At 32.5% G+C, this 16100-nt stretch carries 9 protein-coding genes and 1 tRNA gene; 5 read left to right on the forward strand and 5 right to left on the reverse strand.

Annotated features, from left to right (window positions below; all coding sequences use genetic code 11):
* Positions 1-5: 5 nt before the first annotated feature.
* Both ACPX19_RS13775 and ACPX19_RS13780 read left to right on the forward strand, forming a co-directional pair.
* A complete protein-coding gene (locus ACPX19_RS13775) occupies positions 6-2993 on the forward strand; it encodes a tetratricopeptide repeat protein (protein ID WP_426430610.1) in 2988 nt (995 codons plus the stop codon).
* Positions 2994-3010: 17 nt separating this feature from the next.
* Positions 3011-7336: a caspase family protein gene (locus ACPX19_RS13780; protein ID WP_426430611.1), complete on the forward strand. Its 4326-nt coding sequence runs from the start codon at positions 3011-3013 to the stop codon at positions 7334-7336.
* 24 nt (positions 7337-7360) lie between these two features.
* On the opposite strand, the gene ACPX19_RS13785 is transcribed toward ACPX19_RS13780, so the two are convergent.
* The 3 genes from ACPX19_RS13785 to ACPX19_RS13795 are packed head-to-tail and all read right to left on the reverse strand — an operon-like array spanning position 7361 to position 10185.
* Complete coding sequence (locus tag ACPX19_RS13785) at positions 7361-8137, reverse strand: hypothetical protein (protein ID WP_426430612.1); 777 nt, start codon at positions 8135-8137, stop codon at positions 7361-7363.
* Entirely contained in the window at positions 8116-9285 is a 1170-nt protein-coding gene (locus tag ACPX19_RS13790) for a CHASE2 domain-containing protein (protein WP_426430613.1), read from the reverse strand. The genes ACPX19_RS13785 and ACPX19_RS13790 overlap by 22 nt, the downstream gene beginning before the upstream one ends.
* Positions 9286-10185, reverse strand: a complete 900-nt coding sequence (locus ACPX19_RS13795) for a hypothetical protein (protein ID WP_426430614.1) — start codon at positions 10183-10185, stop codon at positions 9286-9288. It lies immediately after the preceding gene.
* A 317-nt stretch (positions 10186-10502) separates the two neighbouring features.
* Here ACPX19_RS13795 and ACPX19_RS13800 point away from each other — a divergent pair.
* Positions 10503-10576, forward strand: a tRNA-Pro gene (locus ACPX19_RS13800).
* An 86-nt stretch (positions 10577-10662) separates the two neighbouring features.
* Here the strand turns inward: ACPX19_RS13800 and ACPX19_RS13805 are convergent.
* On the reverse strand, positions 10663-12705 hold the full coding sequence (locus ACPX19_RS13805; protein WP_426430615.1) for an HD family phosphohydrolase: 2043 nt from the start codon (positions 12703-12705) through the stop codon (positions 10663-10665).
* A gap of 112 nt (positions 12706-12817) precedes the next feature.
* Here ACPX19_RS13805 and ACPX19_RS13810 point away from each other — a divergent pair, with 112 nt between their 5' ends.
* Positions 12818-13996 carry an acetyl-CoA C-acyltransferase gene (locus ACPX19_RS13810; RefSeq protein ID WP_426430616.1) on the forward strand — a complete coding sequence of 393 codons (1179 nt, stop codon included), beginning with the start codon at positions 12818-12820 and terminating at the stop codon, positions 13994-13996.
* A 9-nt stretch (positions 13997-14005) separates the two neighbouring features.
* On the forward strand, positions 14006-14755 hold the full coding sequence (locus ACPX19_RS13815; RefSeq protein WP_426430617.1) for an NlpC/P60 family protein: 750 nt from the start codon (positions 14006-14008) through the stop codon (positions 14753-14755).
* A 42-nt stretch (positions 14756-14797) separates the two neighbouring features.
* On the opposite strand, the gene ACPX19_RS13820 is transcribed toward ACPX19_RS13815, so the two are convergent.
* Positions 14798-16084, reverse strand: a complete 1287-nt coding sequence (locus tag ACPX19_RS13820) for a tetratricopeptide repeat protein (protein WP_426430618.1) — start codon at positions 16082-16084, stop codon at positions 14798-14800.
* Positions 16085-16100: the final 16 nt, after the last annotated feature.

A 16100-nucleotide genomic window follows, 5' to 3' on the forward strand; every position in this document is an offset into this window, starting at 1 on the left:
ATGTAATGAGACAAGTACTTGTTTATACATTTTTATTTCTTGCAAGCACTGTTTTTTCACAAGACAAAGCACGTGGCTCGAAACCACAAGCCACTAGCACTGCAAATGAAGGCACAAAGCGCGCCTTAGTAATTGGTGTTTCCGATTATCAAGAAACAGCCTTAAAACTTAATTATGCAGATAATGATGCAGCACTTTTTAAAAACTATCTAAGTGAAGTTGAAGGTTTAAAAGATGATAACATTAAGCTTCTTATTAACGAAGATGCTGTTGCACTAAACATTGTGCAAGAGCTAAAAGACCTATTTAATGCCTCACAAAAAGATGATGTACTCTACCTCTATTTTGCAGGTCACGGTGACGTTGTAGATGATTTTGGGCAAAAGGAAGGTTTCTTATTAGCTTCTGATGCCAATGCACACCAAGAATATTACTCTGGTGGTGTACTTACCCTCAACTTACTAAACACCGTAATTAACAATCTTTCTACCAAAGGTGTAAAGGTGTATCTCATATTAGATGCGTGCAGATCTGGTTTTGTATTTGAAGATGGTACCCAAAAAAATATGGGAACCATACAAGCTATGTTCGAGAATTCCTCTAAATTTCTAAGTTGCGGTTCTAATGAACTGTCCTACGAAAGTAACGATTTAAAACATGGTTATTTCACCTACTATCTCGTAAAAGGATTAGCAGGAAACGCTGATAGCAATGCAGACCAATCCATTATTTTTCGTGAAATAGATGATTATCTCTATGATAATGTAAATACCGCTGTTTCAAAAAAGCATAATAAAACCCAAACACCTATTGTTAGAACCAAAAATGACAGAGCTGTATTAAAAAATGTAAAGCCAAATGATAACCTCATCGCTTTTGAAACCCTTAGTAAATCCATAGAAAACACCAAAAAGCTAGCGGCTAGAGGTATCAAAGAAACTGATTTAAAAGATAAAACTGCTGGTGCAACTATAAAAAAATTCAGGGATGCCATAGAACGGAAATCTTACTACGGTAAAAGTTCTAGTGCTTATGAAATTTACAAAACCTCGATCAATGACGTTTCAATACCAGATGCGGTTACCAATAAAATGAAAAGCACTTTACTGAAACTATTATCAAGTGAAGCACAAGCTTTGATCAATTTATATATAGACGGAACTAAGACTTTACCCTATAGTAGAGAATTTTCAAAGCAATCAAAGCATCTTGAAATTTGCTTGGAGCTAATGGGTGAAGATGGTTTTTTAAAAGACCGCATTAAAGCCTCTCAATTACTTTTAGAAGCTTATGCTATTGTCCGCACTAATAATTATTCAAAATTTCCCAGAGCCAAACGTCAACTTCAGCAAGCCATAAAACTCGAACCTAGAGCTGCTTACATTCACAATGCATTAGGCGAGGTTTATAATGAGCTTAAGGTCTACGACAGTGCATTTTACCATTACAACAGAGCAAAAAGTTTAATTGCCAGTTGGGAGAAACCAGTTACTAGTATCAGTGATAATTTCATGGACCAATATCAGTTTGAAGACGCTAAAAACACTTTAAATCAAGCTCTTGGAGAGAAAGGAGTGAACGCGAATTTAAAACTAGGTGAAATTAATGAAAAGCAAGGAAAGCTTGCCGTTGCAGAGTCTTTCTACAAAAAAGTGCTGGAAACTAACCCGAATAATTCAGTAGCCTTACAAAGCTTAAGTCGTATTCAAAAATTAAAAGGAAACACTAAAGCCTCTTTAGAGTGGTACAATAAAGCCGTAAAAACAGATTCCATCAATTCTGTGTTTGGGTATGGGCTTTTAAATTACATTAAAGACAACCAAATACCAGAAGACAAAGCAGAACTGTTATTGCTAAATGCCATTGATTATGAGCCAGAAAATTCAGTAGTTTATTCTGAGTATGCAGATTTTTTAAGGTTGAAAAAATCTAAGCTTTCCCAATTACGCCTTGCGGATTCACTTTACAGGAAGTCCATAGGTTTAGACCCTTACAATGCAAAAGCTTATGCAGGTAGAGGTTGGTTATTATCTACAATGCGTAAACCTTTAGATGCTAAAGCATCTTTTGAAGCAGCAATTAAGGCAAATATAAATAGTCCAGAACCTTATTTTTACTATGCCCATTACGCAAAGAATCAATTGAATGATACTGAAAAATCACAAGCACTTTATTTTAAAGCACTAGACAAAAATCCATATTTCATCCCTGCTTATGAAGCTTTAATATCATTTTATAATTCTGAAAATCAACAGGACAAATCTATTGCACTTTTAAACAGTGCCATTGAAAAGTTTACTGACATTCCAGACTTTTATCATCTTTTAGGGCAAACCTATTTTGAAACCAAAGATTTTGATAATGCTATAAAAGCTTTTGAAAAAGCTGTTTCAATTGATGCAACATTTGTAAAGGGAAATAAAAGTTTAGGATTTAGCCAAGTTGAAACGAATCAGACAGAAAAAGCAGCGTCTAATTTAATAAGTGCCTCTCAAAGTTCCGCTGATAGCAATACAACTAATGAAATCATTGAGTATTTACATACAAAGGCTAGAGATAAAAGCAAATTTGGTACTCCGGAAGACGTGACCAAGCTCTACAAACTTGCATACAATATTGAAAACAACGGAAACACTGCCTTAGTATATGCCAACCATTTATATCTAATAAATAATCCTGACGAAGCGCTAAAGGTAGCTTTGCTAAATATTAGTAAAACCAATTCTAAATCACTTAATGCGGATTTATTACGCGTTTTGACAAAAGCAAGTATTGACCTCAACAATTTGGAAAATGCTGATTATTACTACAATTACCTAACTAAGATTGATAAGACCACAGATTACTTATTGGCTTCGGTCTACTTGAAATTTAAAGGTAATTTTTCTGAAGGTGAAGCCATGAGAAGAAAGGTAGATCAAACACTTTTTAGGTCCAATAAACTAAAGGAATTGTATAGCACAAATACCATAACAAAGTATATCTTAAACTAAGCTTTATTAACTAGTCTATGAAGTCTTTTCTAGCATTAGTATTATTGTTCTTTAATCTTCTCTCCCATTCTCAAGATAAAGTTTTACAGTTTGGCCATTCTGGTTGGATTAGTACTTTTAAGGTTAGTCATGATGAATTATCTTTAGTAACAGGTGGTTCTAATGATGGGCAAGTCATTTTATGGGATATTAATCTCAGAAAAGTAAAGTCCAAGTATCAAACATACGGTAACAGAATTGATGACATCGCTTTTAATCCAAATAATAAGCAAATAGCAGCCATAGACGGTCAAGGCAATATTTTTATTTGGAATACAGAAACAAACGAATTAGAACACCAATTTCAACCTGGTGATTATGGGCCTATAGTTTATAATTCAGATTCAGAAACTTCAAAATACTTTTCCCCCAATAAGTCTGAAACTATAGGAGGTGGAGTTTTATTGTTTACTGATGATAATTTATATGTAGGAATGGGTTTTCCAAGGAGTGGGTTTCAGTCTTCTCTTTTTAAAATAGACCTAAACAGTAAAAGTATTACCGCCTTAGATAATATGCCCAAGAATGACTACAATGAATTTATAGGCATAGGCTTAATAAGGCAAATAGACAAGCAAAATGTAGTATTACAAATTGGTAAATTTTCTGATAAAACATCGGTAGTTTTATATAATCTCAAAGAAGGTAAGATTGAAAGGTCTTTCATCAAGAATAAGTCTGATATAGAAAGTATTGCTATCAGTGAAGATAAAAGAAAGATTGCTATTTCCTTAGACGAGAATTATGCCCCTATTACTTACATTTTCGATATTGCAAATGGAAAAAAATTAGATAAAGTTCCATATGGCGGCGAGCTTACATGGCAGGACAATGGGCTTTGGATGGGCGGAACTGATGATATTCGCTACTACGATACTGATAAAAAAGAATTTCAAAATTATTTTGAAGCTGGTCGTTATGGTGTTGTAAATCATGTTCAATATTTACAAAAACACCAGAAATTACTGATTAATTACGGTAAAAACACTTTTTTAATTGAGCCACTAAAACTTAATCTTATAGCTTCTACCAAACGTTGGCTGAGTAAAAATTCTTCAGAAAGGATTATAACCTCTGAATTTTTAGATAACAAAAATGTCTTGATACAGTACTTTAATTATAATTCAAATAAGTCTTATACCCATTATGAAAAATACATTTGGAACGTTGAAACCAATACTACAACCGAAATCTTACCACATAAGATTACTTCGCCTATACAAGGTGTAAAAAACAATCTGATTTACGGTTTTGATCTAGATAGTACAAAAGTGCCCGTTACGTTTTTTGATGAGACCGAATATCAAGATGCATCCACATTTGATTTTTACAAGTTTAATGATGGTAGATTTGAATTAGAAGAATCCTTCGAAAATCGCAACATTCTTAAAATAAATAAGAATGACCAATCAATGTTTTTATATGATAGTTCCAAAAACTTACATTTGGTTAACTACAAAACTAAAGACACCTTAAAAACCTTACATAACCAGTATACTGATTTGAGAAGTATTAAAGTGTATTTTGATAAATCCTCTGGAATCATTGCTGTTTACAATGACCATTATCCCGAAGAAGACACATTAAAATTTTATAGGATATCAGAAGATTCCAATATTCCTTTTTATGAATACAAATCAGATAATTTAGAAATTCTGGGTTATGATGGCAAAAAACGAATATTAACAAACAGTGATGGCTATGAAGAACGTATCATAAACATTGCCAATCCTGAGAGATTCACCATCGTAGATGATAACTTTGGTGAAATAGTATGTTTTCATCCAAGTGAACCATGGATTTTTTATATCAAAAAATATTCAAGTAACAGTATTGTTTGTTATGACTATAATAAGGATATTACCGTTGGAGGATATACGATTAATAATGATGATGATTATTACGCACAGATTAGCAATTTATCATTAAATGCCAGAGGCGATAAATTATTAGCTTGGTTAGAAGACAATCAACTATTTGCTATATCCGTGAATGAATTTACCGATATTAAAACGATAACAGAATATAATCAACCTGTGGATCAGATCTCAGATAGCGGCATTTATTTAAGCTTAAACTCCTCAATAATTAACCTTTCAAATCTTCAGGTAGAAAAGAAATTTAACCGTAATAGCTTTACAAAGGTTTTTAAGAACTTTGCTCTAAACTTTTATGTAACAGACAACGGTTATAATGAAGACACACCTAATTATTTAATTAAAACCAGATACCTTTTTAACAACCATAAAGTAAAAACGGATAGTCTGGATATTTCAAAGATTGGAATATCGAAGTATTATCAACCAATTTATCTGGCCTCAAACAAGTACTTATTTTTTACCAAACCTGGTGACCGTTATAATCCTGGTCTAATTATCGTAGACTTAGAAAAGAATAAAATTTTAGTTAATGAACCTGAACTCTATTACAACCAAAATTTCATAGATGCCGATAGCAGTATTACTTTCTCGTCGTCGAATTTTTATTATTTCTGGGAGAAGGGATCTAACAAATTGCAGCAAAAAGATATAAGTTCTAAAAATTTGTATTTGTTTAGACCGGAAACTGGAGTTGTAAACATTGGAAATGATCAAATTTTAAAATCAGAATTAAACGCACTCATTAAATATGATCTAAAAAATAAAATATCTAATGATACTATCCTTATCCCAGAGCGTTATCCGCGAGTTACACTATTAACTAAAACTAATGATTCCCTTATTTGGTCGACCGTATTTTCTAAAAATCAAAAAATGTTTGGTCTATTAGCATTCGATCCTAAAACTACAAAATGGGGTGATTTTATTGCTCTAAAATCTAGACCAACTAGAGTGACACTAACCAATTCAAAAGATTATTTGATTGTTGTACTTTCAAATGGTGAAGTACAATTACGAAATCCCTATAATGCCAGTTTACTTGTCAGTATGTATCAAGACTCTAATAGTGAAGTTATTACCGTAAATGAAGAGGGATTTTACGCGTCATCAGATGCTAATAAAGTCTCTTTTCTAAGAGAAATTAAGGGTGAGCTTTTTTATGATAAGTTATTAGACATTGAAAAAAACAGACCTGATAAAGTCTTGAAATCTATTGGAAAAATCACTCCAGGAGATCTGAAATTATACAAAAAGGCTTCCGAGTTAAGACGAAAATTTTATGATATAAAAGACGATGCTCAAGTTAATAGCAGCAATGAGTTATTGAATATAGACTATTCCCAACAAAACTTAGTAACAGATAACAATAAAGTTGACCTAAAATTAAAGAACGGAAATACAAGTTCTCGAATTACCAAATTAATAAATGGACGAACTATAAAAAGCTCAAATGAAAAAAATAAGAGTTTAAACGACCTGCCACTATCTTACGGAGAAAATCATATTCAAATATTTGCTAATAATTCAACTCTTGGTAAAGAAATCAAGGTGACCTCAAGATTAAAAGAAGTCAATAATAACTTAATAATATGTACCATTAGTGTATCAAAGTATCAGGATTCCATTTATGATCTTAAATATGCGGTCAAAGATGGACAAGATTTAATTAATGCTTTTAAAAAACAATCTGATGCTTATGACACTGTGAAGACATTTGAGCTATACGATTCAAATGTCACTAAGGAAAATATAGAGCAAGTTTTTCAAAATATGCAAACTAACCTGAATGATAAAATCATAATTTTTCTTTCAGGACACGGACTATTAGATAGTAATAATGACTTCTATTTTGCAACACATGATATTGATTTTGAAAATCCGAGTGCACGTGGAATGGGACTAAAACATCTTCAACAACTATTATCTGATCTCAATACACAAAAAAAACTACTTTTTATTGATGCTTGCTATTCTGGGCTTGTAGACGATTCAGACAATGATATCGAAGAAGAAACTGAGGTAATAAAAAACAACTCTACGGTCTTAAAAAAACAATCGTTTAAGACTAAAGGCGCTATAGGATCATCAACGAAGCCAAAAAACAGTACATCCACTACATCTGCCTTCGAACTTATGCAAAATGTATATTCCAGTTTTAGTTCCTCAACAGGTTTAGAAACTATTACTGCTGCTTCTGGTAATAGTGTTGCATTAGAATCATCACGATGGCAAAATGGTTCTTTTACTTATGCTATTAAATTGGGTCTTTTAGATTATGAAGCAGATCTTAATGCTAATGGCATTATCACTGTAAATGAGCTAAAAAGTTATGTACTTAAAACTGTTCCGGAAATTACAAATGGTGCACAAAAGCCCACTAGCAGAGAAACAAACAAATATCTCAATTGGGATTTGTGGTACTAAAATATTGACTATCAAATCTTAAAATTATTTACAAATACCGTAAGTATTACATAGTGTCTCTTCAATTTCTAAACTAGATAGACCTATAGACTCCAAATCTGAAATCAAATCATCAAATTGAGACTTAAGACTTTCATATTCCGACCTATTGATTAAGGTAAAGGAATAAAATGGAATGTTTTTAAGATTTGGAAATTCTTTAGTAGACACTGCCCATTCGAATGATTTGGAACCAGAAAAGATTGGATTATCCTTATATAGACTAAGTTCATTGCCATTGGTGGCAAATTTATGTACATCATCAGAGTTACTATCCTTTATAAAGACGTAATACTCAGAAATGCTTTCATCTGCTTTCCATTTAAACTTGATCTTTGAACTTGCAATCCTAGCACTATCTAATGGAAATTCCATATACACGTCACCTCTAAACACGCCTCCAATTATGGTTTTACCAGCATCTTTATTTGTAAGTTCTTTCCAAATCATTTTAAAATACCTAGATGTTAAGCCCTTTTGGTTCTCTAAATGTTCGTTTTTTAGAATATCGCTATAATCGTAGGCACCTGTACTTTCAAGATTAAAGACTTTACCATCAGAATTAATTAGCGTTAAATTAGAAGTTGAGTTAAGATACACCGTGTTCTTTTCGTTCAAAATATCCCCTTTCTTTATTGGCTTTTTCGCTTTGTCGAATTTTGCTAAGGCTACTCCTTTAATTTTAAAAACACATAGGCTATCCTGCGCATTGGCAACCAGTGTAAACAAGCTTATTAAAATTAAAGTAAATGACTTTCCCATCCGTACTTTTTATTAAGTTGTATAACCAAGTGTTCATAGTAATCTATCATCTCAAGCCCCAACAAACACAGGAGAATTATAGGCACAACATTGATATAGATGTTAACCTGCAACAATACTAAAGCCAAATATAAAAAGACTACCGATATAATCAGCTGCACCAGCTTTTCCGTGATATCAAAAACAAAACTATTGCGTTTATAAATTTTCATTCCAAAAAATATGGAAAAGAAGCAAAGTACAAACGCCAAAACATAGGTGGAAAAAACGGATATTCTGTACATTAAACTTTTTTGTGAAAGCATGTTTAGGATATTGGCATGGATAACTACTCCGTAAGTATCTGGAGTTGCCCTTCCAACCCATGCCTCGTTTAAAGGGGTAAAATGTTTATCCTCGATATCATACGCTTCGTTACCATCACTTAGATAGCCAAGAAGTACAACGGCATCTTTAAACGCCGGGATTTTATCTGAACTGAGAACCTCTTCTATTTCAAAATTTAGAAACACATCCTTATTGCCAATATAATTGATAGGAATTGGTTTTTTAAGTTCTTTTAAGGCATATTCTTCAGTAATAAAATCTGCTTCTAAAGCAATTTTAGTAGCAAACGAATATTCTTTTTCGTCCTCACCTTTTACGCCAATAAATTCTCTGATTACGGTGTTTTGACCTTTTAGGTTTAAATTGATAAATCCTTTTTTTTCGGCATTTAGTTTGAAATAATCATGGTTATTGATAATAGAATCATTGTCATTGAAATACGCCGTAACTATATTTTCATGTCGGTGCAAAGTATTCTTTAAAATAGAATCTATGAACTCTTGTTTACGCTCTTTAAAAATGATATCAAGACCTATTACTTTTGGGTTTTGTTCCGCTATAGTATTGATGGCTTCAGCAATTTGAAAACGATCTGAATGCTTAATGTTTACGATAATGATCTTATCATTACGTTGCTCTTTATTGAATCTTTTAGAGTAAAATATATCCGTAAATTTAAAATCCTTGAACGCTCTTTCAAAAGGATCTAAAATTGAGAGGTTTACAAATGCAAAATAAAGTAAGCCGGCAACAACAAATGTCATTACGGTACATAGCAATGCATCTCTATACAACAGTTTATTGTGCAAAATTTTCTTCAACTAGTTTGATATTTTTTCAATAGCAGAAGCCCCATCAGAAATTATAGCATCTTTATTATCGCTAAGCATACTTGGTAATTTATTGATGTACTTACTCTTATTACCTTCATACTCCTCTAGCCTTACGTTTATTTTCACCACTCCAAAATTGTCGTTATCATCTAATTGTGTTGTAATTGGGATGTCATAATACCAAGGTGATAATATGGGCTTATCAATTAAATTATCTGGTCCATATTTCAGGTTTTTAAAATCGTACTCTTGCTCAATTAAAGTGGCGCTTAATGGTGTACCATCATTTCCTCTCCATTGACCCTCAATTGAAATTGAAATTTTAGCATTTAAATCCTCATCCGTGTAAACTTTAGTTTTAGAAAAGAAAACCCTAAGCTCATTAAAACTCAATCTGGTAATACCAGGGTTTTGAGGATCACTAATTAATTCTATGACTGCAAAGAAATTCAAAAGATCATCTTCTTCTATTCTTATAATATCATCCACACTTAAAGAAGTTGTATTACCTCTGGATTTTGGCATCGCGTTGAACTCATCCTTGACTATAGACGTTATCTGTTCTTTTTCTTGAGGGTTATTGGGTTTGGAATATTTCTTTATACGTATTTCCTTATAGGTTTTTTCTACACTTCCTAAGTCAGTGTTATAATAATTGTTTAAGGAAAGTGACTGAGAATATCTACTCACTAAAGACTCGGATGTTTTATCTGCCAAGTAAGAGGCACCAAAAAACACACCTTGAAGAACAGTTTCAATTAATCCACCTCTTGTGTCCGCTCTTTTCATTTCTATAACAAATTCCTCGTCAGATTTAATGTTGGATCTCTGGTGTACTTTACAAGAGCATAGTAATAGTATTAACAGTATTGAAGTGATTTTTTTCATATGTTTCAACTTTAGGATTTGTAATTTATAAAATAAAATTTAACAATAACTAAATTTAGCATCTTCATGTTATTTCTATTTAATTTTTCATTGTTTACACCCATATTTTTGGCGATTAGAAATAAAAGTAATCCCTGTTTTATTTCTAAAAATTTTTAATTTTGAAAAACATAAAATATCGTTTTACTATGGCTTAACCAAGAAATTAAGGGAGGCTGAAAATACGATTAATAATGGCTTTAGCGATTAAGGTTTAATTCTTTTTGCGATCACATTAATCCATTTCTTATTAAGAAATGACTTTTTGTTCTTTGATTCGGGATGTAGCGCAGCCTGGTAGCGTACTAGCATGGGGTGCTAGGGGTCGCTGGTTCAAATCCAGTCATCCCGACAATAAAATACCCAACTTTGCTAAGTTGGGTATTTTATTAAAATGAACTAGGAATTTTAAATATGGAATACTAATGAGAGGTTTTCTCATTCAGGATACTCAATTCTTAAGTGATAAATATTGGCAAGTTTATGCTTTATTACCTTTTTGATAGATTGAATTTCTTTGAAAGTAATGTTAGCATTTAAAAATTGACCATTTTCCATTTGTTTGTTGATAATGTTTTCAACAAAATCATTAATCTTAGTAGTTGTTGGTTCTTTTAAACTTTTTGAAGCAGCTTCAACACTATCACACATCATCAAAATTGCAGTCTCTTTGCTAAATGGTTTTGGTCCAGGATATGAAAAGTCTTCAATAGTTACATCTTCATGTTCCGACTTCTCCTTCATGTAGAAATAATAAACAACACTTGTTCCGTGATGTGTTCTAATAAAATCAATCACACGGTCTGGTAGATTATATTTTTTGGCAATTTCAATACCATTCAATACATGGTCTACAATTATCGCTGCACTTTCTCTACTTGAAAGCTCTTCGTGTGGATTGATACCATTAGTCTGGTTTTCGGTGAAATAGGTTGGGTTCTTCATTTTACCAATATCATGATATAGTGCTCCTACCCTTACAAGCATTGAGTTAGCTCCTATTTCATTAGCTGAAGCTTCGGCTAAATTGGCAACATTTAAGGAATGGTGAAATGTACCTGGTGCTTTATTAGATAATTCTTTTAAAAGTTTAGTGTTGGTGTCTGATAATTCTAACAATGATACATCAGACACAAGTCCAAAAATCTTTTCATATATGTATATTAATGGCTGTACAAATAAAGTTGCTAATCCACACAGAATAAATAGTCCAAAAGTATCCCATTTTAACGTTGTTATCTGTCCTTCGTGAATTACAAAAAAGGCAAAATAAGCTATTATATATATCAGTGTTATTTGCCCAACCGAAATAAAAAGATTTGCACGCTTATATAATTCTGAAACCGTTAGTATGGTTACAATTCCTGCAATAATCTGAAGAAACATATATTCATAACTATTTGGTACAATGAAGCCCAAAAGCAATACAGTTAATACATGTGCAAATAGTCCTAATCTTGCATCAAAAAAAGCTTTTAAAACTAATGGTAAAATACAGAGAGGAACTACATATATATATTGCGAATTATAATTAATCACTAAAGTGGTCAGCAATATCATCAATGCTATGTTGAAGAATATAAAGGTAACTTTGGTATTATTTTCAAATACTTCTAGCCTATATTTCTGTAAAAACAGTAACAACATTAAAAGTGCTAATGCCACTAACAATGTATACGCAACAAGAACCCAGTTGTAATTAGCAGTATTCCAAACCTGAGATTCATATTCAGATTTTAGTGATTTTAAAATATTGTACTCTTCATCTTCTACTACTTGCCCTTTAGATATAATCAATTGGTCTTTATCAATACTACCTCGAGTTAGTGATACTTGAGAAAGCCCCTCATGTAATGTCCTTTTTGTCAGAGTTTCGTTTAAAGTTACATTAGGCTCAATTACGTCAAAAAACAGTGATATCATTCTATTCTTATTCTCTGAAGAAGTTGATTGTACCAAAAAACTCTCCAACCGATCTCGCAATTGGTTTATTTCTATTAGATTTCTGTACTCTAAGCTTTTCGCAACCGTATTAGAGGCTACCAAGACAACTGGCTTATCATTTGAATATGGGTAATCAGTGTCTAAAATCCCATTTTCATACAAGGTCTCAATTATATCTGTTCCTTGCTTAAATAAAGTTCTTCTTGAAGAAATTGAATCACTAAAAACTTCATTGAATTTAGTGATGTAGTTCTGCTTTATATTATTTGGAATATCTAGATCAATGTCAAAATAAATAGAAGCGTTATTTTCAATTTCAAGACGTTCTTCATTAATTTCAGCTTGTGTTTTCTGAATAGCAAAATTAAATGGGGCATAAAGGTTTTCAGACTGCCATGGTTTACCTTTTTCAAAAGAATATCTAAACTTACCTGTCTTAGGAAATAAATAAACAATGAAAAGAGTTGTCAACAAAAACAATAGTATTTTGTATACTAGAGCATGATTTTTGTACCATTTGTTCAGAAGTTCTTTCATATAAATCAAATGTAACAAATATTAAAACTTAAAACATCTATAATCTGTAATACATTCCGAAATATCTCAAAAAATCATTAATTTCGCAGCAATTAATTTAAACAAAACAATAATGAACAAGGACGTAGTAATCGTATCTGCCGTCAGAACACCAATAGGAAGTTTTTTAGGAAGTTTATCTAGTGTACCAGCCCCAAAACTTGGAGCTATTGCCATAAAGGGAGCACTAGAAAAGATTAATTTAAAACCGGAAATGGTAGATGAAGTACTAATGGGCAATGTGGTTCAAGCTGGTACAGGACAAGCTCCCGCAAGACAAGCTGCTATATACGCTGGTATTCCAAATACTGTTCCTTGTACAACAATAAACAAAGTTTGTTCTTCTGGTATGAAAGCTGTAATGCAAGCTGCTCAAGCGATTAGTATTGGTGATGCTGATATTATGGTAGCAGGCGGAATGGAAAATATGAGTTTAATTCCTCACTATTACCATGCGCGTAGTGCCACTAAATTTGGTCCTGCTACCCTTGAAGACGGTATGCAAAAAGATGGTTTAGTAGATGCATACGATAACAACGCCATGGGAGTTTGTGCTGATGCTTGTGCTGTAGAATATAATTTCAGCAGAGAAGACCAAGATAAATTTGCTGTACAGTCATATGAACGTTCAAAAGCAGCTTGGGATTCAGGAAAATTTAATGAGGAAGTAATTCCTGTTGAAGTACCTCAACGCCGTGGAGATGCTATAGTTATTAGTAAAGATGAAGAATACACCAATGTAAAGATGGAAAAAATTCCTGATTTACGTCCTGCTTTCACTAAAGACGGAACAGTAACAGCAGCCAATGCTTCGACTATTAATGATGGAGCCGCAGCTTTAGTGCTAATGAGCAAGGAAAAAGCCAATGAATTAGGCTTAAAACCTCTAGCAACTATAAAAAGTTATGCTGACGCTGCACAAGAGCCTGAATGGTTTACAACTGCACCTGCAAAAGCACTACCAAAAGCATTAGCGAAAGCTAATTTAGAATTAAGTGATGTGGATTTCTTCGAATTCAATGAAGCTTTTTCTGTTGTAGGTTTGGCAAATATGAAGATTTTAGGTTTGTCAGAAGATAAAGTAAACGTTAATGGTGGTGCTGTTTCTTTAGGCCATCCGCTTGGTTGCTCTGGTGCCAGAATCTTAGTCACACTTATCAACATATTACACCAAAACAATGCTAAAATTGGTGCAGCCGCTATTTGCAACGGTGGTGGTGGCGCTTCTGCAATGGTATTAGAACGCGCTTAAATTACTTCTATGCAATACGGAGTTTGCAATCTAGGGATTGTACCTATACGATTAGAGCCTACTGATGCCAGTGAAATGGTAACCCAGGCTTTATATGGTGACTTTTTTAAAGTGCTTGAGCAACGTAAGAAATGGAGTCGCATTCGTTTTGCTTATGACAAATATGAAGGTTGGATAGACAATAAACAGTATTTTGAAATACAAGAAGATCAATACAAACTTTTGGTTAATTCGGACATCTTGTTATCAAAAGATTTAATACAATTTGTTTCTGATGATGCTAATGGTATCTATCCTATTCCACTAGGTTCAGACCTAAACTGCCTTAGTTTTTTAAATCAAAAGTTTGAAGGCAATAAGATTACCAAAAAAAGTGAAAAATCTAAAATTATCGATACCTCTTTTCTATATCTTAATACACCATATTTATGGGGAGGGAAATCTCCTTTTGGCATAGACTGTTCTGGCTTTACTCAAATGGTTTACAAGCTCAATGGTTACAAACTACTTCGTGATGCTTCACAGCAAGCTACTCAAGGTGTAGCATTAAGTTTTATTGAAGAAAGTGAACCAGGAGATCTAGCATTTTTTGATAACGTAGATGGCAATATTATACACGTAGGTATTATTATGGAAGACAACTACATTATCCATGCACATGGCAAGGTAAGGATAGATCGATTAGACCACAGTGGGATTTATAACATTGATAAGAATTCTCACACGCACAGACTTAGGGTAATTAAAAAAATTATATAAAAAAAATGCGACTTTTAAAAAGTCGCATTTTTTTTAGGATCTTTAATTGCCAGCTTCAATAGCTTGGGCTTTTTCTTTATTAGCCTTATACTTTCCTGTTTCACCCAAAGCGCTGTAGATATTTGCCAATTGGTTGTATATATCAGCATTCTTTAAATTAGGATTTTTTAAAACAAAGTTTTCTAATATTTCCGCACCAGCTTGGAACAACTCATTTTTTTGAGCCTTTAGTTCATCATAACGTCTATTATCAGAGGCAGAGTTTCCTAAAGTATTCATTTCATCGTTCAGTACATTACCTTTATTAACTTCTAAAAATGAAAGATTTAATGCCGCATTGGCATAATCTGGTTTAATATTGAGTGTTTGCTCAAATGCATTTTTTGCAACCTCGTATTGCTCTACCTCCATAGCAGTTATACCAACATTATAATTTAGGTCTGCATTGTTAGGGTCTCTTTTTAACGCCTCTTTGAATAACTCAAAAGCTTTATCGTTATTACCAACTTTTATTTGAACTGTTGCTTCTGTTAAGACTAAGTTATTATCGTCAGGAAATTCATTTCTAGCATCTTCAATAGCTGATAAAGCTTTTTCATTGTTACCTTGAGAAACATAAATAAATGCTATATTTTTAACAATATTTGCACGCTTAGACTCTTCCTTTCTTTCTGTTGGTTTTATATGGGTCTTTAATGTTTTTACGGCAAAATCTCTGTTAGCTTCTTCAGTAAAAAATTCCTCAACACCTGTTTCTTTATTAGTTGCTAAATAATTCATTTTTTCACCCGTAAAACCTAAATTTTTTAGTTTAATAAAATGTTTCAGAGAAGTATCATAATCGTTATTCTGAGCGGCTATCAGAGCTGCATTATATAAATAAACTGTATCCTTTGGCGAAATTTTATATATATTTTCATATGCTTTAGAAGCTAAATCTAGATTTTTGTTATTAAATGCTTCATTAGCTTTTGTTAAGAATGAATTATAAATGGCAGTCTTCATCTCATTAGCATCTTCAGTGTAGCGCAGTTTTCCTATTGAAGATTCATGATCTTTTAATTCTTCTAAAGTTGTAATTACTTTATCCATATCACTATCTGATGCAGCGCCACCAGCATAAAGTGCTTGTGCTTTTAAAAATAAAAAGTTAGCTTTCATCTTATCATCCATATTACTCATCAATCCTTCAGCTGCTGAAACAGCGGATTTAGCATCTGCATAGTTTGAACTTTTTAGTGCTTTTTCAATGGCTTTAATCTCATTCTTTTGAGCAAAAGACATAGTTGTCACAGTCAAAATTAGCATTAATGTCATTAATTTTTTCATTTTGTAATAAATAATT

The organism is Winogradskyella sp. HB-48, assembly GCF_049942685.1.
Taxonomy (GTDB): Bacteria; Bacteroidota; Bacteroidia; order Flavobacteriales; family Flavobacteriaceae; genus Winogradskyella.

Coding starts and splice junctions, on each gene's coding strand:
- ACPX19_RS13775 (WP_426430610.1), top strand. CDS start 6: ATGAGACAAGTACTTGTTTATACATTTTTATTTCTTGCAAGCACTGTT.
- ACPX19_RS13780 (WP_426430611.1), top strand. CDS start 3,011: ATGAAGTCTTTTCTAGCATTAGTATTATTGTTCTTTAATCTTCTCTCC.
- ACPX19_RS13785 (WP_426430612.1), bottom strand. CDS start 8,137: ATGGGAAAGTCATTTACTTTAATTTTAATAAGCTTGTTTACACTGGTT.
- ACPX19_RS13795 (WP_426430614.1), bottom strand. CDS start 10,185: ATGAAAAAAATCACTTCAATACTGTTAATACTATTACTATGCTCTTGT.
- ACPX19_RS13805 (WP_426430615.1), bottom strand. CDS start 12,705: ATGAAAGAACTTCTGAACAAATGGTACAAAAATCATGCTCTAGTATAC.
- ACPX19_RS13810 (WP_426430616.1), top strand. CDS start 12,818: ATGAACAAGGACGTAGTAATCGTATCTGCCGTCAGAACACCAATAGGA.
- ACPX19_RS13815 (WP_426430617.1), top strand. CDS start 14,006: ATGCAATACGGAGTTTGCAATCTAGGGATTGTACCTATACGATTAGAG.
- ACPX19_RS13820 (WP_426430618.1), bottom strand. CDS start 16,084: ATGAAAAAATTAATGACATTAATGCTAATTTTGACTGTGACAACTATG.